25 protein-coding genes and 1 other RNA gene are annotated in these 25,974 nt (G+C 66.3%); 18 read left to right on the forward strand and 8 right to left on the reverse strand.

Going from position 1 to position 25,974, the window contains the following annotated elements; translation table 11 throughout:
• Positions 1-35 precede the first annotated feature (35 nt).
• Together BRADO_RS05295 and BRADO_RS05300 are read left to right on the forward strand one after the other, a co-directional pair.
• Positions 36-1,304, forward strand: a complete 1,269-nt coding sequence (locus BRADO_RS05295; RefSeq protein ID WP_173363485.1) for a serine hydrolase domain-containing protein — start codon at positions 36-38, stop codon at positions 1,302-1,304.
• A gap of 4 nt (positions 1,305-1,308) precedes the next feature.
• Positions 1,309-1,950 carry a glutathione S-transferase family protein gene (locus BRADO_RS05300; protein ID WP_011924286.1) on the forward strand — a complete coding sequence of 214 codons (642 nt, stop codon included), beginning with the start codon at positions 1,309-1,311 and terminating at the stop codon, positions 1,948-1,950.
• Positions 1,951-1,984: 34 nt separating this feature from the next.
• Here BRADO_RS05300 and BRADO_RS05305 read toward each other — a convergent pair whose 3' ends face one another.
• Together BRADO_RS05305 and BRADO_RS05310 are read right to left on the reverse strand one after the other, a co-directional pair.
• Positions 1,985-3,040, reverse strand: a complete 1,056-nt coding sequence (locus BRADO_RS05305; RefSeq protein ID WP_011924287.1) for a TAXI family TRAP transporter solute-binding subunit — start codon at positions 3,038-3,040, stop codon at positions 1,985-1,987.
• A 365-nt stretch (positions 3,041-3,405) separates the two neighbouring features.
• Positions 3,406-3,861, reverse strand: a complete 456-nt coding sequence (locus BRADO_RS05310) for a DsrE family protein (protein WP_011924288.1) — start codon at positions 3,859-3,861, stop codon at positions 3,406-3,408.
• Positions 3,862-5,164: 1,303 nt separating this feature from the next.
• Between BRADO_RS05310 and ssrS the strand changes: the two genes are divergently transcribed.
• From ssrS to BRADO_RS05320, 3 genes are all read left to right on the forward strand, one after another.
• Positions 5,165-5,326: non-coding RNA, 6S RNA (ssrS, locus tag BRADO_RS33480), on the forward strand.
• A gap of 122 nt (positions 5,327-5,448) precedes the next feature.
• Positions 5,449-6,030: a 5-formyltetrahydrofolate cyclo-ligase gene (locus BRADO_RS05315; protein ID WP_011924289.1), complete on the forward strand. Its 582-nt coding sequence runs from the start codon at positions 5,449-5,451 to the stop codon at positions 6,028-6,030.
• A gap of 1 nt (position 6,031) precedes the next feature.
• The gene (locus BRADO_RS05320) at positions 6,032-6,856 is read left to right on the forward strand and encodes a TIGR00282 family metallophosphoesterase (RefSeq protein ID WP_011924290.1); all 825 of its coding nucleotides are present in this window, start codon (positions 6,032-6,034) and stop codon (positions 6,854-6,856) included.
• A 16-nt stretch (positions 6,857-6,872) separates the two neighbouring features.
• Here the strand turns inward: BRADO_RS05320 and BRADO_RS05325 are convergent, their stop codons facing one another.
• From BRADO_RS05325 to BRADO_RS05335, 3 genes are all read right to left on the reverse strand, one after another.
• Entirely contained in the window at positions 6,873-7,103 is a 231-nt protein-coding gene (locus tag BRADO_RS05325) for a hypothetical protein (protein ID WP_011924291.1), read from the reverse strand.
• A 69-nt stretch (positions 7,104-7,172) separates the two neighbouring features.
• Positions 7,173-8,603: a methyl-accepting chemotaxis protein gene (locus BRADO_RS05330; protein ID WP_011924292.1), complete on the reverse strand. Its 1,431-nt coding sequence runs from the start codon at positions 8,601-8,603 to the stop codon at positions 7,173-7,175.
• 45 nt (positions 8,604-8,648) lie between these two features.
• On the reverse strand, positions 8,649-10,394 hold the full coding sequence (locus BRADO_RS05335) for a methyl-accepting chemotaxis protein (protein ID WP_041756129.1): 1,746 nt from the start codon (positions 10,392-10,394) through the stop codon (positions 8,649-8,651).
• A gap of 225 nt (positions 10,395-10,619) precedes the next feature.
• On the opposite strand from BRADO_RS05335, the gene BRADO_RS05340 reads away from it, so the two are divergent.
• From BRADO_RS05340 to ybgC, 7 genes are all read left to right on the forward strand, one after another.
• Positions 10,620-11,366, forward strand: a complete 747-nt coding sequence (locus BRADO_RS05340; RefSeq protein ID WP_011924294.1) for a YebC/PmpR family DNA-binding transcriptional regulator — start codon at positions 10,620-10,622, stop codon at positions 11,364-11,366.
• A gap of 84 nt (positions 11,367-11,450) precedes the next feature.
• A complete protein-coding gene (gene ruvC / locus BRADO_RS05345) occupies positions 11,451-11,978 on the forward strand; it encodes a crossover junction endodeoxyribonuclease RuvC (protein ID WP_011924295.1) in 528 nt (175 codons plus the stop codon).
• Positions 11,975-12,592: a Holliday junction branch migration protein RuvA gene (ruvA, locus tag BRADO_RS05350; RefSeq protein ID WP_011924296.1), complete on the forward strand. Its 618-nt coding sequence runs from the start codon at positions 11,975-11,977 to the stop codon at positions 12,590-12,592. The genes ruvC and ruvA overlap by 4 nt, the downstream gene beginning before the upstream one ends.
• Before the next feature lie 52 nt (positions 12,593-12,644).
• Entirely contained in the window at positions 12,645-13,064 is a 420-nt protein-coding gene (locus tag BRADO_RS05355) for a cytidine deaminase (RefSeq protein ID WP_041756130.1), read from the forward strand.
• Positions 13,061-14,107 (forward strand): Holliday junction branch migration DNA helicase RuvB, encoded by a 1,047-nt coding sequence (ruvB, locus tag BRADO_RS05360; RefSeq protein ID WP_011924298.1) that lies wholly within the window; start codon positions 13,061-13,063, stop codon positions 14,105-14,107. The genes BRADO_RS05355 and ruvB overlap by 4 nt, the downstream gene beginning before the upstream one ends.
• Positions 14,108-14,191: 84 nt before the next feature.
• Entirely contained in the window at positions 14,192-15,112 is a 921-nt protein-coding gene (locus tag BRADO_RS05365) for a metallophosphoesterase (RefSeq protein ID WP_041756131.1), read from the forward strand.
• Positions 15,113-15,171: 59 nt separating this feature from the next.
• Positions 15,172-15,621: a tol-pal system-associated acyl-CoA thioesterase gene (ybgC, locus tag BRADO_RS05370; RefSeq protein WP_011924300.1), complete on the forward strand. Its 450-nt coding sequence runs from the start codon at positions 15,172-15,174 to the stop codon at positions 15,619-15,621.
• Between the two features lie 4 nt (positions 15,622-15,625).
• Here ybgC and BRADO_RS05375 read toward each other — a convergent pair whose 3' ends face one another.
• Positions 15,626-20,404: a DUF3320 domain-containing protein gene (locus BRADO_RS05375; RefSeq protein ID WP_157872516.1), complete on the reverse strand. Its 4,779-nt coding sequence runs from the start codon at positions 20,402-20,404 to the stop codon at positions 15,626-15,628.
• A gap of 60 nt (positions 20,405-20,464) precedes the next feature.
• Entirely contained in the window at positions 20,465-21,109 is a 645-nt protein-coding gene (locus tag BRADO_RS05380; RefSeq protein ID WP_041756132.1) for a glutathione binding-like protein, read from the reverse strand.
• Between the two features lie 90 nt (positions 21,110-21,199).
• On the opposite strand from BRADO_RS05380, the gene BRADO_RS05385 reads away from it, so the two are divergent.
• Positions 21,200-21,871 carry a TetR/AcrR family transcriptional regulator gene (locus BRADO_RS05385; protein WP_011924303.1) on the forward strand — a complete coding sequence of 224 codons (672 nt, stop codon included), beginning with the start codon at positions 21,200-21,202 and terminating at the stop codon, positions 21,869-21,871.
• Between the two features lie 4 nt (positions 21,872-21,875).
• On the opposite strand, the gene BRADO_RS05390 is transcribed toward BRADO_RS05385, so the two are convergent.
• A complete protein-coding gene (locus BRADO_RS05390; RefSeq protein WP_041756133.1) occupies positions 21,876-22,841 on the reverse strand; it encodes a glyoxylate/hydroxypyruvate reductase A in 966 nt (321 codons plus the stop codon).
• A 90-nt stretch (positions 22,842-22,931) separates the two neighbouring features.
• Between BRADO_RS05390 and BRADO_RS05395 the strand changes: the two genes are divergently transcribed.
• The 5 genes from BRADO_RS05395 (at position 22,932) to BRADO_RS05415 (ending at position 25,972) form a co-directional block, all read left to right on the forward strand.
• The gene (locus BRADO_RS05395) at positions 22,932-23,279 is read left to right on the forward strand and encodes a hypothetical protein (protein WP_011924305.1); all 348 of its coding nucleotides are present in this window, start codon (positions 22,932-22,934) and stop codon (positions 23,277-23,279) included.
• Positions 23,280-23,378: 99 nt separating this feature from the next.
• Positions 23,379-23,747: a YciI family protein gene (locus BRADO_RS05400; RefSeq protein WP_008961694.1), complete on the forward strand. Its 369-nt coding sequence runs from the start codon at positions 23,379-23,381 to the stop codon at positions 23,745-23,747.
• On the forward strand, positions 23,744-25,015 hold the full coding sequence (locus tag BRADO_RS05405) for an RNA polymerase sigma factor (RefSeq protein ID WP_011924306.1): 1,272 nt from the start codon (positions 23,744-23,746) through the stop codon (positions 25,013-25,015). The genes BRADO_RS05400 and BRADO_RS05405 overlap by 4 nt, the downstream gene beginning before the upstream one ends.
• Positions 25,016-25,111: 96 nt before the next feature.
• The gene (locus BRADO_RS05410; RefSeq protein ID WP_244422968.1) at positions 25,112-25,522 is read left to right on the forward strand and encodes a DoxX family protein; all 411 of its coding nucleotides are present in this window, start codon (positions 25,112-25,114) and stop codon (positions 25,520-25,522) included.
• 30 nt (positions 25,523-25,552) lie between these two features.
• Complete coding sequence (locus BRADO_RS05415; RefSeq protein ID WP_011924308.1) at positions 25,553-25,972, forward strand: VOC family protein; 420 nt, start codon at positions 25,553-25,555, stop codon at positions 25,970-25,972.
• The last annotated feature ends 2 nt before the right edge of the window (positions 25,973-25,974 follow it).

A 25,974-nucleotide genomic window follows, 5' to 3' on the forward strand; every position in this document is an offset into this window, starting at 1 on the left:
ACAAACGGGATCGTGTTCGCCTCAGGGAGGTGCTCTTGAACAAGCTGATCTTCGCGGCCGCAGCCGCAGCCTTCACCGCGCTCGCCACACCGCTCGCCGCCGCGCCGCTGGCGGAGGCCAGGCCCGAGGAGGTCGGCTTCTCGACATCCGGCCTGGCTCGCATGGACGATTTCTTCGCCCGCGAGATCGCCGCGAAGCGCGTGCCTGGTGCGGTGGTGGCGATCGCGCGCGACGGCAAGCTGGTGCACTACAAGGCCTACGGCCAGCTCGATCCGGTCAAGGGCACGCCGATGCCGCTCGATGCGATCTTCGCGCTGGCCTCGATGACCAAGCCGATGGCCGCGGTGGCGGGGCTCACCTTGATGGAGCAGGGACGGCTGCCGCTGCAGGCGAAGCTCGCGGACTACTATCCGGCCTTCGCCGACATGAAGGTCGGCGTGGTCCAGGCCGATGGCGCGCTCAAGCTCGAGCCGCAGGCCCGGCCGATCCTGATCCACGATCTCTATCGCCACACCTCCGGTCTGATGTATGGCGGCCGGCCGGACAGCGCGAGCCCGGTGGCGCGGCTCTATCCCGACGGCATCGCACCGGCGATCGAGGGCGACACCCAGGCCTTCATCGAGCGCATCACCAAGCTGCCGCTGGCGCATCAGCCGGGCACGCAGTTTGAATATGGCTTCTCGATCGACGTGCTCGGCGCCGTCATCGAGAAGGTCAGCGAGCAGCGGCTCGGAGAATATCTCGCGGCCAATGTATGGAAGCCGCTCGGCATGAACGATGCGACCTTCGCGCCGTCAGACGCGCAACGGCCGCGGCTGGCGCGGCCGTTTCCGAACGATCCGCTCACCGGCAAGCCGCAGGCGATCAGGCTCCTGGATACAGTGACGAAGTCGGACTGCGGCGGTGCCTGCTCCTTCGCCACCATCGGCGACTACATCCGCTTCGGCCAGATGCTGCTCAATGGCGGCGAACTCGACGGCGCGCGCGTCCTGAGCCCGAAGACCGTGCATCACATGACCGCCAACCATCTCGGTCCGGAGATCAAGAACATGGTGGCCAATGTCGAGCCGCATCGCGCCGGCTTCGGCTTCGGGCTTGGTGTCGCGGTGCGCACCAGCGAGGGCCTGTCGGCGGTGCCCGGCAATCCCGGCGAGTTGAGCTGGAATGGCGCCTTCGGCACGCAGTTCTTCTGTGATCCGAAGGAGCGCCTGGTGGTGGTGGTCGGCACGGCCGCGCCGGGCGAGCTGCGCAAATATTATCGCGAGCAGGTGCAGGACATCGTCTATGGCGCGATGGTAAAGTGACGCCATGCTCACCGTCCATCATCTCGGCAAATCCCAATCCGAACGCATCGTCTGGCTCTGCGAGGAGCTGGAGATTCCTTATGATCTGAAATGCTACGCGCGTGACGCCAGGACGGTCCTGGCGCCCGCGGAGTACAAGGCGCTGCACCCGATCGGGGCGGCGCCGGTCATCACCGACGGCGAACTCGTGCTTGCCGAATCCGGTGCGGTGGTCGACTACATCATCGCTAGATATGGCCAGGGCCGCTTGCGGCCCTCGCCCGATGATCCCGACTTCGCGCCGTTCCTGTACTGGTTTCACTTCGCCAACGGCACCTTGCAGCCGGCGATGGGCCGGATGATGATCCTGAACCGGCTCAATCTGCCGGACGACAATGCCGTGCTCGGTGCGATGCGTGCGCGTCTCGACCGCGCCTTTGCGAGCGTCGAGGCGCGCTGCGGCGAGGCGGACTATCTCGCCGGCGACAGACTGACGGCGGCCGACATCATGACGGTGTTCTCGCTGACCACCATGCGCTACTTCCTGCCCTGCGATCTCGCGCCATACCCCAACATCCGCGCCTATCTCGCCCGCATCGCCGCCCGGCCAGCCTATCAGCGCGCGATGGCCCAGGGCGATCCCGGGATGGCGTTGTTGTTGAGCTGATCCCCGCGCTCTGTCCCGACGACGGCACAAAGCCTCACTTCCGCTGCTTCCTGCTCCACTCCAGGAACGAGCGATACAGCTCGTCCCTTTCGGCCTTCGACGACGCCTTGGCCTGCGATTCGAGAAACGCGTCAGAGCGCTGCTGCTGGCTCAGGCCGCCTGTGGCCGCCGGCGGCAAGCCGATATCGGCGTCCTTCTTCATGCGCTCCAGCACGGTCTCGACATAGGGATAGCGCTGCCAGCCGGGCACCTGGGCCTCGAGGTTGAGATCCTTCCAGCCAGGATGGAACGGCGGCTGCTGCAGCCGGCCGAGGTTGCTGAACAGCGTGTCGACGAAGCGGTTGACGCGGTCGGCGCGGTCGCTGCCGGGCTTCCAGTTGTAGACCGCCAGCACCGAAGGCACCGCGATCGTCTCGATCGATGTGTCCGGCGCCAGCAGCGCCGGGTAGGTCTCGGCCTTGATCGCCGTCGGGTAATAGAAGTCCGCAAACTGCTTGGTGTAGGGGATCGGCACGAAGTGGAAGCCAGGGTCGGCGGTCTTCATGCCGCTGAACACTTCGCCGGGCTTCGATGCGACATACACCATGGCCGCGATCTCGCCCTTGTGCAGCTTCTCCAGCGCCACTGGCCCGCCGACCGCGACCGGCTGGATGTCGATGCCCAGCCGCCGGAAGATCAGAGGCCCGGTGTGCGCGGCCGCGACCCCCGCCGTGCCAACCGCGATCTTCTGGCCCTTCAGGTCCTGGAGCGTCTTGAACTCCTCGCGCGCATAGATGTGCACGTCGGAGATGAAGAAGCGCAGCACGTAGCGAATGCGGTCGTTGATGTTGGCGAGGCCGGCCTGCTTGGCGTAGAAGTCGAAGGCGTCCGCATAGGTGATGGCGACGTCGACGCCGCGCAGGTACAGCAGATCGGCGATGTTCGACGTCGTGCCGCGCGTCACCATCGGGATGAGGCGCATATTGTCGCCGTCATCCATCGTCCGCGCCATCTCGCTGGCAAAGCGCACGAAGCCGCCGTCCGGCAGGCCGGCGGCGAGACCGACGGTCCACTGATTCATCCGGGCCTTGATCGCGGTCTCGTCGGACACGCTGCGTGTCTCCGGCGCACGCGGTTCGAGGGCCCGAGATTCGGCGGGCCGCCGCACCGGCGCGCGTGCCGGTGGTACGGGCTTCAGGGACAGCGGTGTCGACGGCTGCTCGGCGGGCCGCTCCGGGTCGAGCGATTCTGCCCTCAGGACGTCTTGAGCCAGGGCCGGGCATCCGGCCGTGAGAGAGACAGCAGAGATCGTGGCCAGCAGCATCAGCGCTGCGCCCGCGCGCGTTCGACGCATGACGATTGTCCCCCGATCGCGTCTGCCCCAGTCCCCCTGAGCCGACTGCTGGACCTGACCGTTTCAATCAGAAGTAGATATGATGTGCGACCTAAACCGGGCGGATTTGTGGCGATGACTACCTATGGTTTTAGATAGCTCCAGCCACTCTCCTGCAGTTCCATCAGCCTGACCGCGCCCGATGGCACCAGGCTGGCCTGGGCGACGATCTCGATCGGGTGTCCCTCGCGCTTCTCCATCCCGCGCTTGGTGATGTTGCAGGCGGAGAACTTGATCTTGGCCGGAAAGCTGAGCTCGACAATCTGCTTCAGCCGATCCTTCACCGGCGAGGTATCCTCGCGCAGCATGTTCAGGCCCGGCCCGTAGGTGACGATCTCGATCTCGACCTCCTCGCCCTTCTCCTTGAACGTTTCCATGATGTTGGCGGCATTGTTCAGCGCCAGATTCATGACCGCCGGATCGTTCTGATCGACCTGGATCGCGACGCGGTGAGTCTTGACGTCGGCCGCGGGGCTCGCCGCCATTGATGCGATCAGCAGCGCACAGCTCGCCGCCGCAGTTCTGAGATCGAAGCGCATGCCAGGACTCCAATGGACGCAACAGGAATGCACGATACAAGGCATTGGATGTGGTCGTGAATCTGCACAACCTCAGCTCCCACCGATGAGCCCCAATCGTGGCGAGACTATGCGCTTGAAGACGCGGCCCTGCCGCGCGAGCGCCGCGATGGTGCTTGTTTGATCGCCGGGCATGGAGGCAAGAGCGATGTTGCGTCCATCTGGAGCGAATAGTGTGATCCGCCGCAATATCCGCAGCGTCATGGCGAGCGCAGCGAAGCAACTCAGACTGTCGACGCAGAGCCAGTCTGGATTGCTTCAACGCAAGGGCGCCTCGCAATGACTGCGCGGACGATGCCGGCGCCCAACCCACCGACGTCGTCCCGGCGAACGCCGGGACCCATAACCACTGCTGTTAGTTGGCTGCACGCGATGGCTGCCGTCGTGCCTCATTGATGGATTCCGCGGTCTGGATCCCGGCGTTCGCCGGGATGACAGCGGAAGTGCTGAGATGCGTCACGGGCAATCGATGCACGCAGCTCATGTCAGCAACAGCACGACGGGCAATCCGTGCATGTCGCTCATGCGCAAAGTGCCCGTCGCGTTACGATGTCGCAGGCTGTCTCGCTTGTCGTGTCGGGCAAATCAGGCGGATGCTTCCGCTCGTCCTGCTGCCGCATGAGGGGCGTGTCGCGACCGTCACGAGACGTTGGCAGTGGGATGCGATGGGCGTGTGTCGACGCAGCGTGAAGCGATTTGCGCGGACGAACGGCGATGCACGACCGGTCAAGTCGCGCGGTCCTGACACCCCGACGCTGGTGTCAAGTTCACGGCGGAGCGTTCTGCTTCGCGTGGATGATGGTGGCTAGACAGCCCGGCGCACCAGGGAGAACGCGAAGCAGCCGTTCAAACCGTCGCGCAGGGGAGGCCGGGCGAGCCCGGCTGCACCTGTGGTACCTGCCGCCTGCATTTTTTCTCGCAGGCGGGCCATGGGCGTCAGCCGACGCCCGGCCTCCCCTGCGCCCTCTGTTTGAAGAGGGCGATCGAAATCAACAACTCGGACGCTGAGCGCCGCGAGAGTGTGAAGCCATGCCTGTTCTGATCTGCTCTGCCGCGGTCGGCCCCGGATCCCACCACCCCGCAACTGTCATCGCCCGCGAAAGCGGGCGATCCAGTACGCCGCGGCCCTTCGGCTCAATCGCTGCCGTCACGGCGTACTGGGTCGCCCGGTCGAGCCGGGCGACGACAGCGAGTTGGCGGCCCGATGGTGCCTTATCCACGTCCGCCGCTGGCAAAATCACCTGGCCATGGTTACATTGGCCCTGCGAGGCTGCGACGCGCGTCCGGAACCAACATATCCCCGGGGCCTTATCGATCCTTAAGGGAACTGTCCCTGGCCAGGTCCGTGGACCTGGACATATGGTGCCCACCTACTTTCGTAGGGAACTCCGGGATCGAGCGTTTCAACGGCGATTGCGGCTTCGCTCTTATGTCCCTGCTTGTCTGGTCTCCATCGCCTCTCCCCCTTCGGTTGCTGGCCTGCCGCGTTTCTGCAACGTTGAAATGCTCGCGCTCGCGCGCTCTGAACGGAGGTCCCGTCGCATGCCGATGAAGGCCGCTCAGCACACCAAGCAGCAGCTCCGCGCGACGGCCCTCGCGGCGCGCGACGCTCTCAGCGAGGACGACAGAGCCGCCGCCGCGCAGGCCATCGCTGCGCGCGGGCTGCCCTTTACGCCGAAGCCGGGCATGGTGGTCTCGGGCTACGCGCCAATCCGCAACGAACTCGATCCGATGCCGCTGATGCGCGAATTAGCCGGGCAGGGCGCGCGGCTGGCGCTGCCGGTGGTGCTGGCGCGCGGGCATTCGCTGTCGTTCCGCGCCTACGCGCCGGGGGACCGGCTGACGCTCGGCGCACTGGGGATCCCCGAGCCGTCGCCGGTGGCGGCCGAACTGGTGCCCGACATCATGCTGGTGCCGCTCGCGGCCTTCGACCGCACCGGGCACCGCATTGGCTATGGCGGAGGCTACTACGACTACACCTTCTCGCACCTGCGCAAATCGCATCATGTCATCGGCATAGGTCTCGGCTTCGCCGTGCAGGAAACCGAGGCCATCCCGGCCTTGGCCCACGACGCGGCACTCGATTATGTGCTAACCGAGCGAGAGACCTTGGATTTCCGGAGCCATTGAGTTGCGAATTCTCTTCGTCGGCGACGTCGTCGGCCGCGCGGGCCGCACCGCCGTCACAGACCACCTTCCAGGCCTGATCCGCGACTGGCGGCTCGATCTCGTCATCGTCAATGGCGAGAACGCGGCCGGCGGATTCGGCATCACCGAGGCGATCTATCAGGAGCTGCTCGATGCCGGCGCCGACGCCGTCACGCTCGGCAATCATTCCTGGGACCAGCGCGAGGCGCTGGTGTTCATCGAACGGGCGCCGCGCCTGGTGCGGCCCGCGAACTATCCGCCGGGGACGCCCGGCCGGGGCGCGGCGTTGATCGAGACCAAGACCGGCGCTCGCGCGCTGGTGGTGAACGTGCTGGGCCGCGTGTTCATGACGCCGTTCGACGATCCGTTCGCGGCCATCGCGCGTGAGATCGGCGCTTGCCCGCTGCGCGAGGCCGCGGATGCGATCGTGGTCGATGTGCATTGCGAGGCCACCAGCGAGAAGCAGGGTTTTGGTCATTTCTGCGACGGCCGCGTCAGCCTCGTCGTCGGCACCCACACCCACGTGCCCACGGCCGATCACCAGATCCTACCCGGCGGCACCGCCTACATGACCGATGCCGGCATGACCGGTGACTACGACTCCATCATCGGCATGCAGAAGGACGAGCCGCTGCGCCGCTTCCAGTCGGGGATTCCCTCGGCCCGCTTCGAGCCGGCGATGGGCGAGGCGACCTTGAGCGGCGTCGCGGTCGAGACCGACGACGCGACGGGCCTGGCGGAGCGGATCGCGCCGGTGCGCCTCGGAGGCCGGCTGTCGCAGGCGAAGCCGACATTCTGGGGAGCATAGGATCGCAGCCGGGCGGTCAGAAGCCGAAGAATTTCTCGCGCAGCGCGTCCTCATAGGCCGCCTTGGCGTCCTTCACCTTGCCGCGCACCGCGTCCTCGTCGAAATGGGCCTGCTCCCAGCGGTCGATGTCGGCGACGTCGTGGTTGACCGAGGCGAGCTCCTCCTCATGCCGGATCGCGACGATCCACTCCTCGACCGCGTCCTTGTAGGCCTTCTGCAGTGCATCAAGCTCCGGATGGTCGCTCATGTCCCAACTCCCGCCACTGATCGCGGCGGAGTTATAGGAAGCGTCAATGACTCCGCGACGACAGTTGCGCTACGCGCTCGGCCGGAAGCCCATCCGGAAGGCGCCCCAATGGCGCCCCTTGATGAAGATCGGCGCCGAGAGGTCCTTCATCAGCACGAACTGCCCGCCGCCCATGTCGCGGCGGTAGGTCTGCAGCAGGAACGGCTTGCTGCTGGCGGCGGCGACCTTCTTCACCGCGCGGTCCTCGAACAGCCGGCGGTTGCGGCAATTGGCGTTGTTCCAGACGGGGTCGGGACCCTGCGGCTTGCGGTAGTTCGGATTGTGCGTCGGCAGATAGCCGCCGCGCGCCCAGGCGACGCAGAACACGATGCGCGGGTCGCTGCCCTGGATCGGGTCCTGGATGGCGGGCAGCACGCGGTCGGTGAACTCGACATAGCGGGTGAGATATTGCTTCGGGTTGGTGCCGGGAATTTCGCGATAGCTCTCGTCCAGCAAATCGGCGAGCGCGATCTCGCCGCGATCGATCGCCGCCTCGAACACAGAAGAGATCTGCCGTGCGGTCGCGACCACGGTCCGGATCAAGGGCGCATCAGCGGTCTCCACGCCGCTTTCGGCGATCAGCCCGATCAGCGCCTCGGAATGATCGAGCAGCTTGGCGATGCGGCTGTCGGCCTGTTTCAGCTCGAGCGAGGACTGGTCGACGCCCTTGGCGAGCTCGGCCAGCTCGGTGATGACCGTGTCGCAATGCGCGAGGTTGGAGGTCGCGGCCTTGGCCACACCATCGATCTCCTGGCCGACACTGGTGAAGCCGTCCTGGACGCGGACGATGATGCCGCCGATCTGCTGGGCGCCTTCGCCCGCGGTCTTGGCGCGCGAGGAGGCCTGGCCGCTCTCGCCGAGCAGGCTCTTCACCTGCGAGTCCAGCCCGCGCAGGGTGTCGCCGATCTGCTGCGTCGCCTGCCGCGTCGCCTCGGCGAGCGACTTCACCTCGCTGGCGACGACCGCGAAGCCGCGACCGGCAGAGCCGGCGCGGGCGGCCTCGATCGTGGCGTTGAGCGCCAGCAGATTGGTCTGCTTGGCGATCGCCTCGATCGCGACCGAGACCTTGGCGACCTGCGACAGGGCATCGCCGACCGAACCGAGCCGCTGCTCGATGCGCTCCACCGAATCGACCAGCTCGGAGATGTGCCGCACCGCTGTCTCAACCACGTTGCGCGACTGCGCGATGTCGCCGACCGCAGCTGTGGTCGCCGATTGCACCGCCTGCGAGGCGGTGGCGATGTCGTGATTGGCCGCGACCATGGTCTTGGCGGTGGCCTGCAGATGGCCGAAGCGCTGCGACTGGTAGCTTACCCGGTTGGCCACTTCCTGGACGTTGCCGGCGACGTCGGCGAGCTCGACGCCGAGCCCGCCGATGCGGTCGGCGATCTCGTCGATCAGCCGCTCGGCGCCGGATCGCGCGTCGTGACTTTCCAGAATGGCGCGTTGCGCGACGGACATGTCCAGGCTCCCGGGCTTGACGGATTCAGCAGGTCACCGCTCGGCTCACAATTTGTAGGCGGTGCGGAAGCCGCCCCAGTGCCGGCCGCGGACGCGGATCGGTACGTCGATTTCGCGCATCATGACGGTGTTGCCGTTGCCCATGTCGCGCGCGTAGCTCTGGATCAGATAGGGCCGCTGGTTGCGGCCCGCGGCGAGCCCCGCCGGATCGTTGAAGATGCGGCGGTTGCGGCTGTTGGCGGTGTTGAAGGCGACATCGCCCGGCCGCTGCGGATGCGAATAGATCTTGTTGTGCACCGGCAGATAGCCGTTGCGGTCGATCGCGACGCAGAACGCCATGCGCTGATCCCGGGCCAGGAAGGCCTCCTGGAACGGCGGCAGCGCGCGCTCGGCCCAGTCGAGGATGCGGCTGCGATGCTGAAGCGGATCGGTGCCGGGGATCTCGACATAGTTGGTATCGAACATGTCCTCGATCGTGATTTCGCCACGGGCGATCGCGTTCTCGAAGATCCGGTTCAGCTCGGTGCCGGCCTCCATCGCGCGCGCGACGAACTCGTTGTTCTCCTCGTGCAGCGCCCAGAGCTTGTCCTCGATTTTTTCGCGCAGCTCCGCGCCGGGTGCATCGAACCTCGCCTGGGCGCCTGCTTTGATCTGCTCGGTGACGCGGAGACGGCAGCGACCGACATCCTCGAGCACGGCGTCGAAACGTTCGTTCACGGGCAGCCGGCTGGCGTCTGGCCCGGTGATCAGCACCCCGTCATTGGAGATTTCGTAGACCGGCGCGGTGATCGCACGCGCACCCAATTTGATCTGGAGCTTGAGATGGCAGGGGAGGCGCTCGCTGCCGCTGCGCGCGGTGCGGTCGCCCTGACGCAGCAGCACGGCGCAGCGCGCCTTCAGCTTCTGCGCATACATCGTCACCGCGCGGCCGGCGCTGGTGACCCGCTCGCCATAGCTTTCCGCCTGCTGCGTGGCGCTGCCGATGTCGGCGGCGCTGTCGACCACCGAGGAGATGAATTGCGACGCCTGCGCGGCGTTATCAGACATTTCTCCGGTGGTCTGATTCTGCTCGGCGACCGCGCCGTTGACATTGGTGAAGACGGGGCGGATCGCCTCGATTGCCTGGGCAATGCGGTGGACGGCGTCGGCCGAGCCGGAGGCGTCCTTCTGCAGCGCCTCGATCTTGCGGGTGATCTCCTCGGTCGCGTTCTGGGTCTGCACCGCCAGTGCCTTCACCTCGGTCGCGACGACTGCAAAGCCGCGGCCGGCCTCGCCGGCGCGGGCGGCCTCGATCGTGGAGTTCAAGGCAAGGAGGGTGGTCTGGCGGGCGATCTGCGAGATCAGGTTGACGACGTTGCCGATCGCCGCGGAGGACTCGCGCAGACGATCGACATTCTCGCGCGCCTCGCGGGCGGCGGCGCTGGCCAGGTCGGCGAGCTGGCCCGCGTCCTGGACCTGGGCGCGGATGCCGTGGGCGGACTGGGTGACCTTTTCGGCGGCCTGGGCGAAGGTCGCGGCCGTGCCCTGCGCGGCGCTGCTGCGGCCGGACAGGGCATCGGCGCGCTGGCGGATGTCGGTCAGCGTGCCCGCGGTCGCCTCAGCGCCGCTCGCCACGGCATTGGCGGCCCGCTCCAGCTGGCGGATCATGCCGCCAAGCTCGAGCTCGAGAAGGTCGAGAATGGCCTTCGCCGAATCGTCCGGCGCCGCCGCCGGCTCAGGGGCCGCGACCGGCTTCGGCTCGGCCACCGGCTCCGGAGCGGGGGTCCGTCTTGCAAGGAAAGCAAACGCCATTGGGGTGGACCCCTGGTCGCGCGTGAAAAGGTGCAGAGGGCCGGTATCCTTGCACTTGACAGTGAAGCCATGGTTAACATTTGGCTTATGGGACAAGGGCGGCGCAGCGGTCCCCAGGGCCGGCCGTCCCCCTTGAAACCACCCCAAATCTTTGATTTTGACGATTCCCGGCCTATAAGGCCGCGCGTCCCCACCTGACCTCCAGACGATTGCAAGAGATCTCGCATGGCCGGCCATTCCCAATTCAAGAACATCATGCATCGCAAGGGCCGGCAGGATGCGATGAAGTCCAAGCTGTTCGGCAAGCTGGCGCGCGAAATCACCGTCGCCGCCAAGCTCGGCACGCCGGACCCCGCGATGAACCCGCGCCTGCGCGCCGCCGTCGTCGCTGCCCGCGCCGAGAACATGCCGAAGGACAATATCGAGCGCGCGATCAAAAAGGCGCTCGGCGGCGAGGGTGAGAACTACGCCGAGATCCGCTACGAGGGCTATGGCCCCGGCGGCGTCGCGGTGATCGTCGAAGCGCTGACCGACAACCGCAACCGCGCCGCGTCCGACATCCGCTCCTTCTTCACCAAGTCCGGCGGCAATCTCGGCGAAACCGGCTCGGTGTCGTTCATGTTCGACCGCGTCGGCATCATCGAGTTCGACCGCAGTGTCGCCTCCGACGATTCGGTGCTCGATGCCGCGATCGAGGCCGGCGCCGACGACGTGATCTCGGGCGAGGGCGGCCACGAGGTCTATGCCTCGCCGGACAGTTTTCATGAGGTCGCCAAGAACCTCGAGGCCAAGTTCGGCGAGCCGCGCAAGGCGGCACTGACCTGGAAACCGCAGAACACGGTCGCGGTCGATGACGAGACGGGCGAGAAGCTGGTGAAGCTGATGGACCTGCTCAACGAGCATGACGACGTCCAGAACGTCTATGCCAATTTCGAGATCTCGGACGCGCTGATGGCGAAGATGGGCGGTTGACGGACGGTTAACCATCTGGCCGCATGAGCAGCGGGCTGTTCCGTTTATGTTTCCTCCTGGGCGGCGCGAGGCTATCTCTAACCCATGAAAGCCCAGCCGATTCGCGCAGCTATCCGCATCATCGGGATCGATCCCGGCCTCCGCCGCACCGGCTGGGGCGTGATCGAGAGCGAGGGCAACCGGCTGATCTATGTCGGCTGCGGCTCGGTCGAGCCGCCCGACGACCTGCCGCTGGCCAGCCGCCTGCTGGCGATCCACGAGGGGCTGGCGAAGGTGCTCGCCGATTTTCAGCCGCTGGAGGCCGCGGTTGAGCAGACCTTCGTCAACAAGGACGGCGTCGCCACCCTGAAGCTCGGCCAAGCCCGCGGCATCGCGATGCTGGCACCGGCGATGTTCGGAATTACGGTCGCCGAATACGCCCCCAACCAGGTCAAGAAGACGGTCGTCGGGGCGGGTCACGCCGACAAGGGCCAGATCGCGGTGATGCTGAAGATCCTGCTGCCCAAGGCTGAGCCGCCCTCGGCCGACGCGGCCGATGCGCTGGCGATCGCGATCACCCACGCCCATCACCGCCAGGGCCAGGCGCTGCGCATGAAGGTGGCCGGGCTATGATCGGCAAGCTCAGGGGCCTGATCGATTCCTATGCCGAGGACTTCGTGATCATCGACGTCGGCGGCGTCGGCTATCAGGTGCACTGCTCGGCGCGCACCCTGCAGGCCTTGCCGTCGCCGGGTGAAGCCGCCACATTGTCGATCGAGACCTATGTGCGCGAGGACCAGATCAAGCTGTTCGGTTTTCGCTCGGATGTCGAACGGGAATGGTTTCGTCTTTTGCAGACCGTGCAGGGCGTCGGCGCCAAGGTCGCTCTTGCCGTGCTCGGCACGCTTCCTCCGGCCGATCTCGGCAACGCGATCGCGCTGCGCGACAAGGCTGCGGTGGCGCGCACGCCGGGCGTGGGGCCCAAGGTGGCCGAGCGCATCGTGACGGAGCTGAAGGACAAGGCGCCGGCGTTCGCCAATGTCGATCCCGGCGTCGTCAGGCTGTCCGGCGCCATCGAGGAATCCCGCGCGCCGCAGCCGGTCGCGGATGCGATCTCCGCGCTCATCAATCTCGGCTACGGCCAGCCGCAGGCCGCCGCCGCCATCGCGGCCGCCTCGCGTGCCGCCGGCGACAAGGCCGAGACTGCCCAACTCATCCGCCTCGGCCTCAAGGAACTGGCCAAGTAGGTTGCAAAGTAGGTCGCCGCGCCGGGCGAGCAGAAGGACAACGATCTTCCCCATGGTGAGCAAGAAGGACAAGGAGCTGATCGAGGCGGCCGCGTCGGCGGTGAAGAGCCGCTACCGCAACGATTGGCAGGAGGTCGGCGCGGCCATGCGAACGCGCGACGGCCGCATCATCACCGGCGTCAACATCGACGCCTATCTCGGCCGCAACGCCGTCTGCGCCGAAGCCATCGCGATCGGCCGCGCCATTACTGAGCACGGCGACCACGGCATCGAGACCATCGTCGCGGTGCGACATCCCAAGCCCGGCGAGCCCGGCGAGGTCGCGGTGGTGTCGCCCTGCGGCACCTGCCGAGAGCTGATCCATGACTATGATGCGAAAGCGCGGGTCATCGTGCCGTCGAACGGCAAGGGCCCCGACGTCGTGACGATCGGCGAACTGCTGCCGAACAAATACCGGCGCGGCAACAAATGAAGCCGCCGGCGCGCATGGTCAGCCCGGAGCGGCGCTCCGACGATGTCGGTGACACCGCGCTGCGGCCGCAGCAGCTGTCGGAGTTCGTCGGCCAGCAGCAGGCGCGCGCCAATCTGTCGATCTTCATCGAGGCGGCGCGCAAGCGCGGCGAGGCGCTCGATCACGTGCTGTTCGTCGGTCCTCCGGGTCTTGGCAAGACCACGCTGGCGCAGATCGTCGCGCGCGAGCTCGGCGTCGGCTTCCGTGCCACGTCCGGCCCGGTGATAGCGAAGGCGGGCGATCTCGCGGCGCTGCTGACCAATCTCGAGGAGCGCGACGTGCTGTTCATCGACGAGATCCATCGGCTCAGCCCGGCGGTGGAGGAGGTGCTCTATCCGGCAATGGAGGACTTCCAGCTCGATCTCATCATCGGCGAGGGACCAGCGGCGCGCTCGGTCAAGATCGATCTGTCGAAGTTCACGCTGGTCGGCGCGACGACGCGGGCGGGCCTGCTGACAAATCCGCTACGCGACCGTTTCGGCATTCCAATCCGCTTGAACTTCTACACCGTCGAGGAGCTCGAAGGCATCGTCACTCGCGGCGCCCGTGTGCTCGGGATCGGCATGACCCCCGATGGCGCCAACGAGATCGCGCGCCGCGCCCGCGGCACGCCGCGCATCGCCGGCCGCCTGCTGCGCCGGGTGCGCGACTTCGCCTCCGCGGCCGACGCCAGCGCGATCGATCGCGCCATCGCCGATCACGCGCTGAGCGCGCTGGAGGTCGACGCGGCCGGGCTCGATGCGATGGATCGGCGCTATCTCTCGACCATCGCGCTGAACTACGGCGGCGGCCCGGTCGGCGTCGAGACGATGGCGGCGGCGCTGTCGGAGCCGCGCGATGCGATCGAGGACATCATCGAGCCTTATCTCATTCAATGCGGCTATCTGCAGCGCACCCCGCGCGGCCGGCTGTTGACCTCGCATGCGTTCAAGCATCTCGGCATGGCCGAGCCCGCGAACCGCGATCCCAGCCAGATCGGCCTGTTTGGCAACGACGATGATTAACGAAATCTGCTGACAATCTGCACAGACGCACCCGAAATCGGTTGCAATGAACGAGGAAAAGGATTGCGTGCGAGGAGTTCGTCCATGCTGTCACGCCGTCGCTTCCTGAAATTCTCCGGCGCTTTTGCCGCCACCGGCTTTTCCACCGCCACCTACGGCGTCGGCGTCGAGCCGCTCCGCCTCGGCGTTACTGATTACCATGTTCGCCCGCGCAACTGGCCGGCCGGCCTGACGCTGAAGATCGCGGCGATCGCCGACATTCATGCCTGCGATCCCTGGATGTCGCTCGCTCATATCGACGGCATCGTGCAGCGGACCAATGCATTACAGCCGGATGTGATCGTCCTGCTCGGCGACTACGTCGCCGGTCACCGCCATCACATGGGTCGCATCGATGCCGCGGAATGGGCGCCGGTGCTGGGAGGACTGAAGGCGCCGCTCGGCGTTCACGCCATTCTTGGCAACCACGACTACTGGGATGATCGGATCGTGCAGCGCGATGGGCGCGGCTCGCCCTATGCTCAGAAGGCGCTCGAGGCTGCCGGCATTCCGGTTTATGAGAACGATGTCGTGCGTCTCAGCAAGAACGGCCATGGGTTCTGGCTCGCCGGTCTCGGCGATCAGCTGGCCTACATGCCGGCGCGACGCTTCAGGCCGGTGCCGCGGATCGGTGTCGACGATCTCAAAGCCACGCTGCAGAAGGTCACGGACGGTGCTCCGGTGATCCTGCTTGCGCATGAGCCTGACATCGCGCTTCGCGTGCCCGCGCGCGTGTCGCTGCAGCTCTCCGGCCATACGCATGGTGGCCAGATCCGCGTGCTCGGCTGGTCGCCTGCAGTGCCTGCGCGCAACGGCGTCAACCTCGCCTACGGCCACATCCGCACGCAATGCGACGTGATCGTTTCCGGCGGCCTCGGCTGCAGTATCATGCCGGTCAGGATCGGCATGCCGCCGGAGATCGTGCATGTCACGGTCGGCGGGGAACCCATGGAGGTGACGTCTTAAGCTTGCGCTCACGGTTCACTTGCGCCAAACGATCGCATTCCGACGATCGAGGATTTCCGGTGACCCAAAGACATCTCGACGGCGAGATCCGCGACGGCCGCCACCACATGCAGGTGCGCGTCTATTACGAGGACACGGATTTTTCAGGCATCGTCTACCACGCCAACTATCTTCGTTTCATGGAGCGCGGCCGCACCAACCACCTGCGGCTGATGGGCGCCGAGCAGCACGCGCTGTTCGCGGAGGCCGCCAGCGAGGCCCCGGGCTTCGCCTTCGTGGTGCGCTCGATGACCCTGGATTTCCTGCGGCCCGCACGGATGGACGACGTGCTCGACGTCGTCACCTGGCCGGTCGTGGTGAAGGGCGCCTCGATCACGCTGGCGCAGGAGGTACGGCGCGGCGAGGACCTGCTGGTCAAGGCCGACGTCCGCGTCGCCTTCATCAGCGGCGGCAGGGCGCAGCCGATCCCGAAGGCCCTGCGCGACCTGATGAAGGCGGATCTCGCCTGACAGATTACGCTGATGAGGCTTCCGGCTTGGTCAGAAGCTCTCCCTCCCGACGCAGTCGTCCCGACTGCAGAAGATGCGCGAGGCTTCCCTGCACCGCCTCGCGCAACTGTGCGCTGGTTGAACCGAAGCCGAACAGGCGTGCGACGGCTTGAATTAGTTGATCCTCCTCCGCACCGAAGTTCTGCTCGATCACCTGCATGATGGCCGCCTTGATCTCCTCCGGCGGCAGCATCTCGGGCTTGCGTAGCGTCGTCGACTGCACATCCTCACGGTTGCGCACGACGATCGCCTGACCGGGCACGGAATAGAAAGGACCTCCAGCGATCTGTCCCTTCGCGACCGCCGCGTTCAACGCAGCCTTCACCGCGTCGCGGATGCGATTGCCGGCGCGCGCCAGGCCCCAGGCGGATCGGATCCGGACGATGATTTCCGATTCATGCACCGGCCCTTCGACAGCGACGATCTCGACCACGTGCCGCGTCATGTTGGCCAGTGACGTTTCGTGCGGCTCGACCTCGCGTCGCACCCGCAGCTTGGCCTCTTCGTAAGGCACCAGTGTCGGTGCCTGGCCGACGACCTCTGCCGGGCGATTGTCCATCGGCTCCGGCGATGCGGCTTCCGGTTCTGCTGGCGGTGCGGACTGCGATTCGGCCGCCCCGTCGTCGATCTCCCGCCAATGCGCCTTGGCGGCCTCGATGGCGCTCACAACTTTGTCGGTCTCCTCCTTGGGGCGGAGAAACCAGTCGGTCGACCAGATCCGATGCAGCACCCAGCCATGGGCTTCGAGCACGTTCTGCCGCAGGCGATCGCGATCCCGCGCCGAGCGGGAGGCGTGATACTGCGCGCCGTCGCATTCGATGCCGAGCAGAAAGCGGCCGGGCTTGTCGGGATCGACGATCGCGAGATCGACGAAGAAACCGGCGGTGCCGATCTGCATCTTTACGTCGTAACCCAGCCGACGCAGCCTGGCGGCGACCTGCTCCTCGAACACGGAGTCGGGATCGCGGCCGGTCTCTTGGGCGAGGCCGAGCTGGCCGGTCTGCGCGAAGGTCAGGAACGTCTTCAGCGCGGCGATGCCGCGGCCTTTGGCACGCGTCAGGTCGATGTCGTCGCCGGTGATCGAGGAGAACACCTCGCAGCGCAGCTTGGCGCGGGAGATCAGCACGTTGAGGCGGCGCTCGCCGCCATCGGAGTTCAGCGGACCGAAGCTCATCGAGACGAAGCCTTCCTTCGTCCGGCCATAGCCCATCGAGATGAAGATGACGTCGCGCTCGTCGCCCTGGATGTTCTCGAGGTTCTTGACGAAGAACGGCTCGCTGGTGCCGCGCGAGAAGAACTCCTCGGTGCCGGGGCTTTCCTTCCGCAGGATTTCAAGCTGATCCTGAATGGCCTGGCGCTGCGCCACCGAGAAGGTCGCGACCCCCAAGCTTCGCTCCGGCATCTCTCGGGCATGGCGCATCACCGCCTCGGCGACGATCCGAGCCTCCCTGGGATTCGTCCGGCTGCTGCCGCGCTCATAATGCGCATCGGGGTTGTAGTTGAACTTCAGCCCCATACCCGCTACGGCGTCATAGGGGCTCGGCACGATGAACAGCCGGTTGTCGTAGAACTGCTTGTTCGACACGGCGATCAGCGACTGGTGCTTGCTGCGGTAGTGCCAGTTCAGCATCCGATGCGACAGGCCCTTGGCGAGACAGAGGTCGAGAATGCTCTCGGCATCCTTCACCTGGAAGGTCGGCTGATCCTCATCCTCGTTGTCCTCCTCGTCGTTCCCGGTGAGCTTGGCGAAGAAGCGCGTCGGCGGCAGCTGCCGCTCGTCGCCGACCACGACCATCTGCCGGCAGCGCGCGACCGCGCCGAGCGCATCCACCGGTTCGATCTGCGAAGCCTCGTCGACGACGAGCAGGTCGAACGCGATCGCACCGGGCTTGAGGAATTGGGCGACCGACAGCGGGCTCATCAGGAAGATCGGCTTGATCTGCTGAATGACCGGGCCGGCGCGCTCCAACAGCTGGCGTATCGGCAGATGATTGCGCTTCTTGGCGAGCTCGCCGTTCAAAACCCCGAGCGGGCCGATGCCGCCGGCATTGCGCGGCAGTGCTGCAGCATGCTCATAGGCGATCTGGTCGCGGGCAAGCTGCATGCGCGCGACGTCCAGCTTGCGGAAGCCCTCGACCAGCCGGTCATGCGATGCGCCGTCGAACCGCTTGAGCTGCGGCTGCTGGGCGAAGATCGCGCCGCGCATCGCGTCGTAGTAGGAGGTGTCGAAGGTCTGTTCGAGCAAGTCGCCCGGCAACGAGCCATCCAGTGCGCGGTCGACCAGCGCCGCGAGGCCGTCGGCGCGTGCGAGGCGGACGCGCGCCATGAAGGCGATCCAGCGCGTGAGCCGCTCGGTGGAGCTCTTCCACTCCGACAGGGTCTGCGCCAACGACTCGAGGCGCAGCTGATCGCTTTGATTCAGCGGGATGCGGCTGGGATCCAGCTGCAGAAAATCGATCAGCCGCTGAAGGCCTGACCCCATGCGAACGAGATTGGCCTTGAAATCATCGATCGCTTGCCGGTCCTCGCTGGACAGCGTGAGCTGGGCCAGATGTTGGCGCGTCTCATCATTGGCGAATGGTTTCGCGAACGCCGTCCACCAGGCCGCCAGCTTCGCGAGCGCATCCCAGTCGGATTGCTCCTTCTGCCAAGCCGTCCCGAAGGCTGCGCTGCCGGCGCTCGCCACATCGTCGAAGGATTTGCGCGCGGCCTGCGCGGCGATGAGGCCGTCGATCAGCAGGAGCCGCTGCTCGAGCGCTTTCGGCATCGGCACCTTCAGGTACGAGGTCAGCACCGCCATATGCCCGCGATAGCGTGCGCTGAGCAGTCGAAACCACGAACCGCCTTTTTCTGCGATCACCCTGCGGCAATCGGCCATCGATGCATCCCAGGCGGAATCGACGAAAGCCTGCTCGAAGGCAGTCTTCAATTTGGCAAAGCGCAGGCCCTTGTCGATGACGTCGGCTATCTCGTGCGGCCGGCTCCAGATGGGATCTCGAAAGGCAGCTCTGTCGCAATTGGGCATGGCCGCCGCGGCTTCGGCGAACGCCAGCACGCCCGTGGCGTCGGCCAAGGTGGCCGGCGACGGCAGCCCGAACATCGTGCCGATGCGTGTACCCCCGGCGCCGACACGGTCGAGCAAGCTTGCGACATCCGCGAGCGACTTCCGCAACTCAGCCATCTCGGCGGGGTCCAGCGCATCGCGGCCGACGCCGCGCCAGGGGTGCAAATGCGGAGCTCCATCGGCCGCGATTCGTTCGGCCAGCTCTGCGATCAGCTCGCGCCGCCGCTCCAGGTCCAGCGGTGTCCAGGATGCCGCGCCTTGCAAGGGCAGCGCCGGCTGCGTGGAGGTTTCGCCGCAACGCACGAGATGGCCGAGCAGCCGGAACGGCGTGAGCTCACTGGGCTGATGCGGCTGGTGCATCATGTCGGCATGCTGGTTCAGGCCGTCGCGGCTGTCGGTCAGCCGCTGTACCAAGGTTGCCTCGCCACGCTGCGTTGGAACGCTCGCGGATTTGCTGCGCTTCAGCTCTTCGAGCAGCACCCGCTTGTTGGCCTTGTTGGAGTGCAGCTCAAGCGCGAGCGAGCCGAGACCGACGGCTTTGAGCCGCCGGTGGACGACGTCGAGCGCCGCCATCTTCTCGGCCACGAACAGCACCGTCTTTCCCTCGGCCGCAGCCGCTGCGATGATGTTGGTGATGGTTTGCGACTTGCCCGTGCCGGGCGGTCCCTTGACGACGAGATCGCGACCGCGGACCACTTCCTCGATCACCACGGCCTGCGACGAATCCGCATCGACCACGTGGTTCATCGCGATCGGCTGGATCACGGGATCGATCTTGCCATTGTCGGCCACGATCGGCTCGGAGGCTTCGAAGCCGTTCTGCAGCAGCGCCGTGATCAGCGGATGCCGGTCCAGAGCGCCGTCGGCCGGCCAGGTCTCCGGATCGAGGTCGCGATACATCAGGAATTTCGAGAAGGAGAAGAAGCCGAGGACGATGGCGTCCGCCTTCACCTCCCATCTCTTCTTGGCCGCGACGGTCTCGGCCATGCCCGCCAGATAGGCGGCGATGTCGACATCGTCCTCGTCACCAAAATCCTCGATCTTGAGTCCGAATTCCTCGTTCAGCTTGGCCTGGAGCGACAGGTTGGGCGAGGGCGGCTCCGCGCGGGACAGGAGATGGAAGCGCTCGGCCGCGCTGCTGCGTTCGAGACGTACAGGCAGCAGGACGAGTGGTGCGAAGCGCTCGGTGTCCGACTCGTCGTCCTCGAACCATTTGAGCAGGCCAAAGGCGAGATAGAGGATGTTGACGCCCTGTTCCTCCTCCAGCGTGCGGGCGTCGTACCAGATGTCGAGCAGGCGCTTCTGCAGCGCCTCGGACGACAGGCGGGTCTGGAGGCGCGTATCGGCTGGCCGAGGCTGCGTCTCAGAGTCGTTGTCGGTCTGTCTTGTGCTCGCGGACGGCGTGCTCGGAGGTGGCAGCGGAAGGGGCGGAGCGATGTCCTCCGTCGCCGCAAGATTTTCCGGCTTCTCTGTAGGCGTCTCCGCCTTGATCGGCAGAAACGTGAGACGCTTGCCTTCTCCCAGCAGCTCGAACAGCGTCGCCGAGCGTGCGCCGACGATGTCGATCGTGCGAGTGGTCTTGGTCTTGAACGGGATGTGCACGAGCCGGTTGCGCGTGCCCAGATCGAGCAGCGCGCGCCGGTCCGCCAGCAATCGGTCTCGTACGGATGTGCTTGCCACGTGCAATCCTCCTGTGATTCGAGGATTGCAACCCGGCGTGACCGCGGTCAAGCATCGTGGCTAGGCGGCTGCCTTGTGACGCGCGAGTTCCGCCTTGTAGAGTTCGAACTCCTCGGCGATCGCGCGTGCGATCGACGGCCGTGCACGCAGACGCTCGTAGTAGGCTTTCACGGCGGGCCATTTGGCGAGCTCGATCGGCGGCGTGGCCATGGTCCAGTTGATCACGGTGACGAGATAGGCGTCGGCGACGGTGAAATGATCGAGCAGAAACTCGCGACCGCGCAGGTGGTTGTCGAGATGATCAAGGCGCGACAGGTTCTTCTTCAGGACATGGGCCTTCATCTCATCGGGCGCCGTCCTGTCGAGGACCGGAATGAACAGCCCCTTGTGCAACTCGGTGCCGATGAAGCACAGCCATTGATGCAGCCGGCTGCGGTCCATGCCGGATCTGGTGCCGAGCTTCGCGTCGGGGAAGCGGTCCGCGACATATTGAAGAATGGCGGCGTTCTCGGTCAGCAGTTCCCCGTCATCGGTGCGGAGCGTCGGGACGAGGCCCAGCGGGTTCACGGCGCGGAAATCCGAGCCGTCGTTCATCACGATCTTCGTCTTGGGATCGACCTCCAGATAGTTCGCTGTCGCGCCCGCCTCATAGAGCGCGATGCGGGTGGCGAGCGAGCAGGCGAGCGGCGAAAAATACAGGTCCATGGACATCTCCCTGAGGCTCCCGACAGGAGCTTTGATTGATTTTTATACTGTCTCGCATAATATAAAACCGGTCAAGGAATTTAGTGCGAAATGGTACAAAAAAAGAAGGGGCCGCCGCATGGCGACCTGCCCTCCGAAAAGCCCGCGGTGCCGACCGAGCCGAAGCGGCGCGGGCGGCCGCGGGCCTATGAGCCGGACCTCGCGCTCGGCAAGGCGCTCGATCTGTTCCGGACGACGGGATTTTCTGCCACCTCGCTCGACGATCTCAGCGCGGCCACCGGGATGAACCGGCCGAGCCTCTATGGCGCGTTCGGCGACAAGCGCGAGCTCTACATCAAGAGCTATCAGCGCTATCGCGACAACGCCCGCGCCTTGATGGGCGAGATCTTCCGCAACGATTGGCCGGTGCGGCGGCAGCTGGAGCAGATCTTCGCCTCGGCGCTCGATATCTATCTCTCCGGCGATGAAGGGCCGCGCGGCTGCTTCACGGTAATGACGGCCGGCTCGGAAGCCGTCGCCGATCCCGACATCCGCGCCATGGTGCAGAATGCGCTGACCGAGCTCGACAAGGCGTTTGCGCATTGCTTCCGGCGCGCCAAGGAGAAGGGCGATCTGCCGGAGCAGGCCGACCCGGCCGTGCTGGCGCAAATGGCGTCGGCCACGATCCACTCGATCGCGGTGCGCGCCCGCGCGCGGGTGCCGCGCAAGGCGCTGGAGGCGATCGTCGCCGGCGCGATCGATGTGATGCTGGGCGGCAGGTGACGTCTCAGTATCCTCTCGTGCGATCGACCGTGTTGCGCAGCGTGCCGCCGGCCTCGAAGGTCGCGATCTGCTCGGCGACGTAGCGCGAGATCGCGTCGGCGTCGGTGTCGGCGGCGTTGTGCGGCGTCAGCACGACCTTCGGATGGGTCCAGAACGGGCTGTCGGCCGGCAGCGGCTCCTGGCCGAACACGTCGAGCGACACCGCGCCGAGCGTGCCGTCATCGAGGCAGGCGAGGATATCCGCCTCGTCCTGCAGGCCGCCGCGGCCGGCATTGATCATGATGGGCGCGCCGAGCGGCGACGAGCGCCGCAGCCCCGTGAACATCTTGCGGTCGAGAATGCCGCGCGTGTCCGGAGTCAGCGGCAGCAGCGATACCAGGATGTCGGTCCGCGCCAGGAAGGCGTCGAGCTGCGCTGCGCCGTGGAAGGTCTCGATGCCGTCGATTTGCTTTTCGCTGCGGCTCCAGCCCGCGACCTGGAAGCCGATACGCTTGAGCACCTCGGCGGCATCGAGCCCCAGCGTGCCGAGCCCCAGGATGCCGACGTTGATGGCAGCGGCAGGCCACTGGTACTTCGGCGCCCAGCGCTTCACCCGCTGCGACTCGCGCAGGTACAGCTCCTGGCGATGGTGCATCAGCACGTGCAGCACGACCCATTCGGTCATCCGCTGCGTCAGGTCGTCGACGGCCACGCGCACCAGCGGTACGCCCGGCAGGGTCTTGTCGGCCATCAGCGCGTCGACGCCGGCGCCGAGGTTGAAGATCACGCGCAGGTTCGGAAAGCCGGCGAGCTCGCCGGGCACCGGCTTCCACACGGCCGCGTAGTGGACGTCGGCCGGGTCGAGGTTCGCATCCGGCAGCAGCACCACCGGGCGGTCGGCGCAGACGTCGTTGAAGCGCGCCTTCCAGCGCTGCGGCGACCAATTATCGGTGCCGCCATGGATCAGGAGCGCCAGCGCGCCTTTGGTCATTGCAGGGTCCTCTTGAGCTTGCGTGATCTGTTCCACATACCAGATCGCGCGGATGGGCCAATCTCCGGCCATCACCACGGAGACATCGTCATGCGCAAAATTCTGCTCGCCGCCGCCCTCGTCATCGCCTCCGCCTCGGCGCAGGCCCAGACCATCGACGTCGGCTCGATCCTGTCGGCCAACGGCATTTCAATCGGCAAGGGCGGCGGACAGCCGCAGGCCGGTCAGCAGGGTGGCGGGGCCGGCATGGCGCAGGGCGCCGGCCAGCAGGGGGGCCAGAGCGCCGCCGGTCAGGGGCAAGGCCAAGGGCAAGGTCAAGCGCAAGGTTCCGGGCAGGGCCAGTCGCAGCGGCAGGCGGGCCGGTCGAAGCAGCCACGCGAGAGCGCGCAGGAGACGCGGGCGCGCAACATCGCCGCCAAGTACGGCATCTCCTGGTAGGTCGGTCGTTCGTGCCGATGGAACCCGCGAAAATTCTTCGCGGGCCTGTCGGCCCCGGGCATACTCCGCCGTCTTGGAGACGAACGGAGAGGCCGGCCGATGCTGTATGCGCTGCTTTGCTATCACGATGAGGATGTCGTCTGCGCCTGGAGCAAGGACCAGGACGCAGCGGTCATGGCCAAGCTCGCGGTGATCCAGGAGCGGCTCGCCAAGCAGGGACGGCTCGGCCCGGTGGCGCGGCTGCTGCCCACGACGGCGGCGACGACCTTGCGCAAGGAGGATCCGCCGCTGGTGCTCGACGGTCCCTATGCGGAGACCAAGGAGCAACTGCTCGGCTTCTACATCGTCGATTGCGCCAATCTCGACGAGGCGCTCGCGGTGGCGCGCGAGCTTGGCGAGGCCAATCCCGGCGGCTCCTATGAGATCCGTCCGGTCGGCACCTTCAGGCCGGGCGGGGCGCTGGCATGACCGACGTTGCCTGGATCGATGCGGCCCTGACATCAGCCCGTCCCCAGGCCGTCGGCGCGCTGCTGCGCTATTTCCGCGACCTCGATACGGCGGAGGAGGCGTTCCAGAACGCCTGCCTGCGCGCGCTGAAGAGCTGGCCGCAGAACGGGCCGCCGCGCGATCCCGCGGCGTGGCTGATCATGGTCGGCCGCAATGCCGCGATCGACGATGTCAGGCGCAGCCGGCGCGAGCAGCCGCTGCCGGAGGATGAAGCGATCTCCGATCTCGGCGATGCCGAGAGCGCCGTCGTCGACCGGCTCGACGGCTCGCATTATCGCGACGATATCCTGCGGCTGCTGTTCATCTGCTGCCACAAGGAGCTGCCGGCGACGCAACAGATCGCGCTGGCGCTGCGCGTGGTGTCCGGCCTGACAGTCAAGCAGATCGCCCGCGCCTTTCTCGTCAGCGACGCGGCGATGGAGCAGCGCATCACCCGCGCCAAGGCGCGCGTCGCGCAGGCGAACGTGCCGTTCGAGACGCCGGGTGCGGTGGAGCGGGCCGAGCGCCTGACGGCCGTCGCCGCGATGATCTATCTGATCTTCAACGAGGGCTATTCGTCGAGTGGCGAGACCGCCGCGCTGCGCCGGAAGCTGTCGGAGGAGGCGATCCGGCTGGCGCGGCTGCTGCTGCGGCTGTTTCCAGGCGAGCCGGAGATCATGGGCCTGACGGCGCTGCTGCTGTTGCAGCACGCGCGCAGTGCGGCCCGCTTCGACGCCGAGGGCCTGCCGATCCTGCTGGAGGATCAGGACCGCACGCTGTGGAATCAGCCGATGATCGCCGAGGGCCTGGCGCTGATCGACAAGGCCATGCGGCACCGGCGCAGCGGCCCTTATCAGATCCAGGCGGCGATCGCGGCGCTGCATGCGCGCGCCGCCAGGCCCGAGGAGACCGACTGGACGCAGATCGACCTGCTCTATGGCGCGCTCGAAGTGGTGCAGCCTTCGCCTGTCGTGACGCTCAACCGCGCCGTTGCGGTGTCCAAGGTGCGCGGCGCCCAGGCCGCGCTCGATCTGATCGCGCCGCTGGAGGGACGCCTTGCCAACTACTTCTACTTCTTCGGCGTGCGCGGCGCGCTGCTGATGCAACTCGGCCGCCATGATGAGGCGCGGGCGGCGTTCGACCGCGCCATCGCGCTGGCCCACAGTTCGGCCGAGGCGGCGCATATCCGCATGCAGCTCGACCGGCTGATGCGCGACAGCGCAGCCGCGCCGGCGCAGGCGGGCCGGTGAGGTCAGGCCGCTACCGGCGCTAAAAGCTTCTGCATCTCTGTCGGCGGCGCCAGACGTCCGGCGTCCTTGGAGCAGCATCATGGGGAGGAGTTCGGGATGTCGACGATCAGCTTGGACCAGCCGCTCTCGCGCGCCGCATTGTGGGGCGGACGAATCCTGAGCGCGCTGGTGATCCTGTTCCTGCTGTTCGACGGCGCGATCAAGCTGATCCCGCTTCCGGTCGTCACGCAGACGATGGATCAAATCGGCTATGGAAGCAGCGACGCCCTTGCTCGCGCGCTCGGTCTGATCACGCTGCTCTGCACCTTGCTCTATGCGCTGCCGGCGACCTCGCTGCTCGGCGCCATCCTGCTCACCGGCTATCTCGGCGGCGCCATCGCCTCGCATGTCCGCATCGGCAGTCCGCTGTTCAGCCACGTGCTGTTCGGGCTCTATCTCGGGCTGATGGTATGGGGCGGATTGTGGCTGCGCGACCGTCGTCTGCGCGCGTTGCTGCCGTTGCGCTGACGCCTGACATTTCCAACCAAGGAGGATGACATGATCTGCCCCTATCTGACCTTCAACGGCGATTGCGCGCAGGCGCTCCAGCATTATGGCGAGGTGCTCGGCGCCAAGGTCGACATGATGATGCGCTATGGCGAGGCTCCGCCGGAGATGCCCTGTGCGCCGGAGCACAGGGACAGGATCATGCACGTCCGCTTCTCGATCGCGGGCGATGTCATCATGGCTTCGGACTCGCCGCCCGAATACTATCAAGGCAAGCCGAACGGCATCTCGGTCTCGCTGCAGATCAACGATCCCGCCGAAGCCGAGCGCAAGTTCAAGGCGCTGATCGAGGGCGGCACCGTCACCATGCCGTTCGGCAAGACGTTCTGGTCCAAGGGCTTCGGCATGGGCGTCGATCGCTTCGGCATTCCCTGGATGATCAACGCGCCGGCCGACAGCTACGCGGCGTAACG

Source organism: Bradyrhizobium sp. ORS 278, assembly GCF_000026145.1.
In the GTDB taxonomy this organism is placed as follows: Bacteria; Pseudomonadota; Alphaproteobacteria; order Rhizobiales; family Xanthobacteraceae; genus Bradyrhizobium.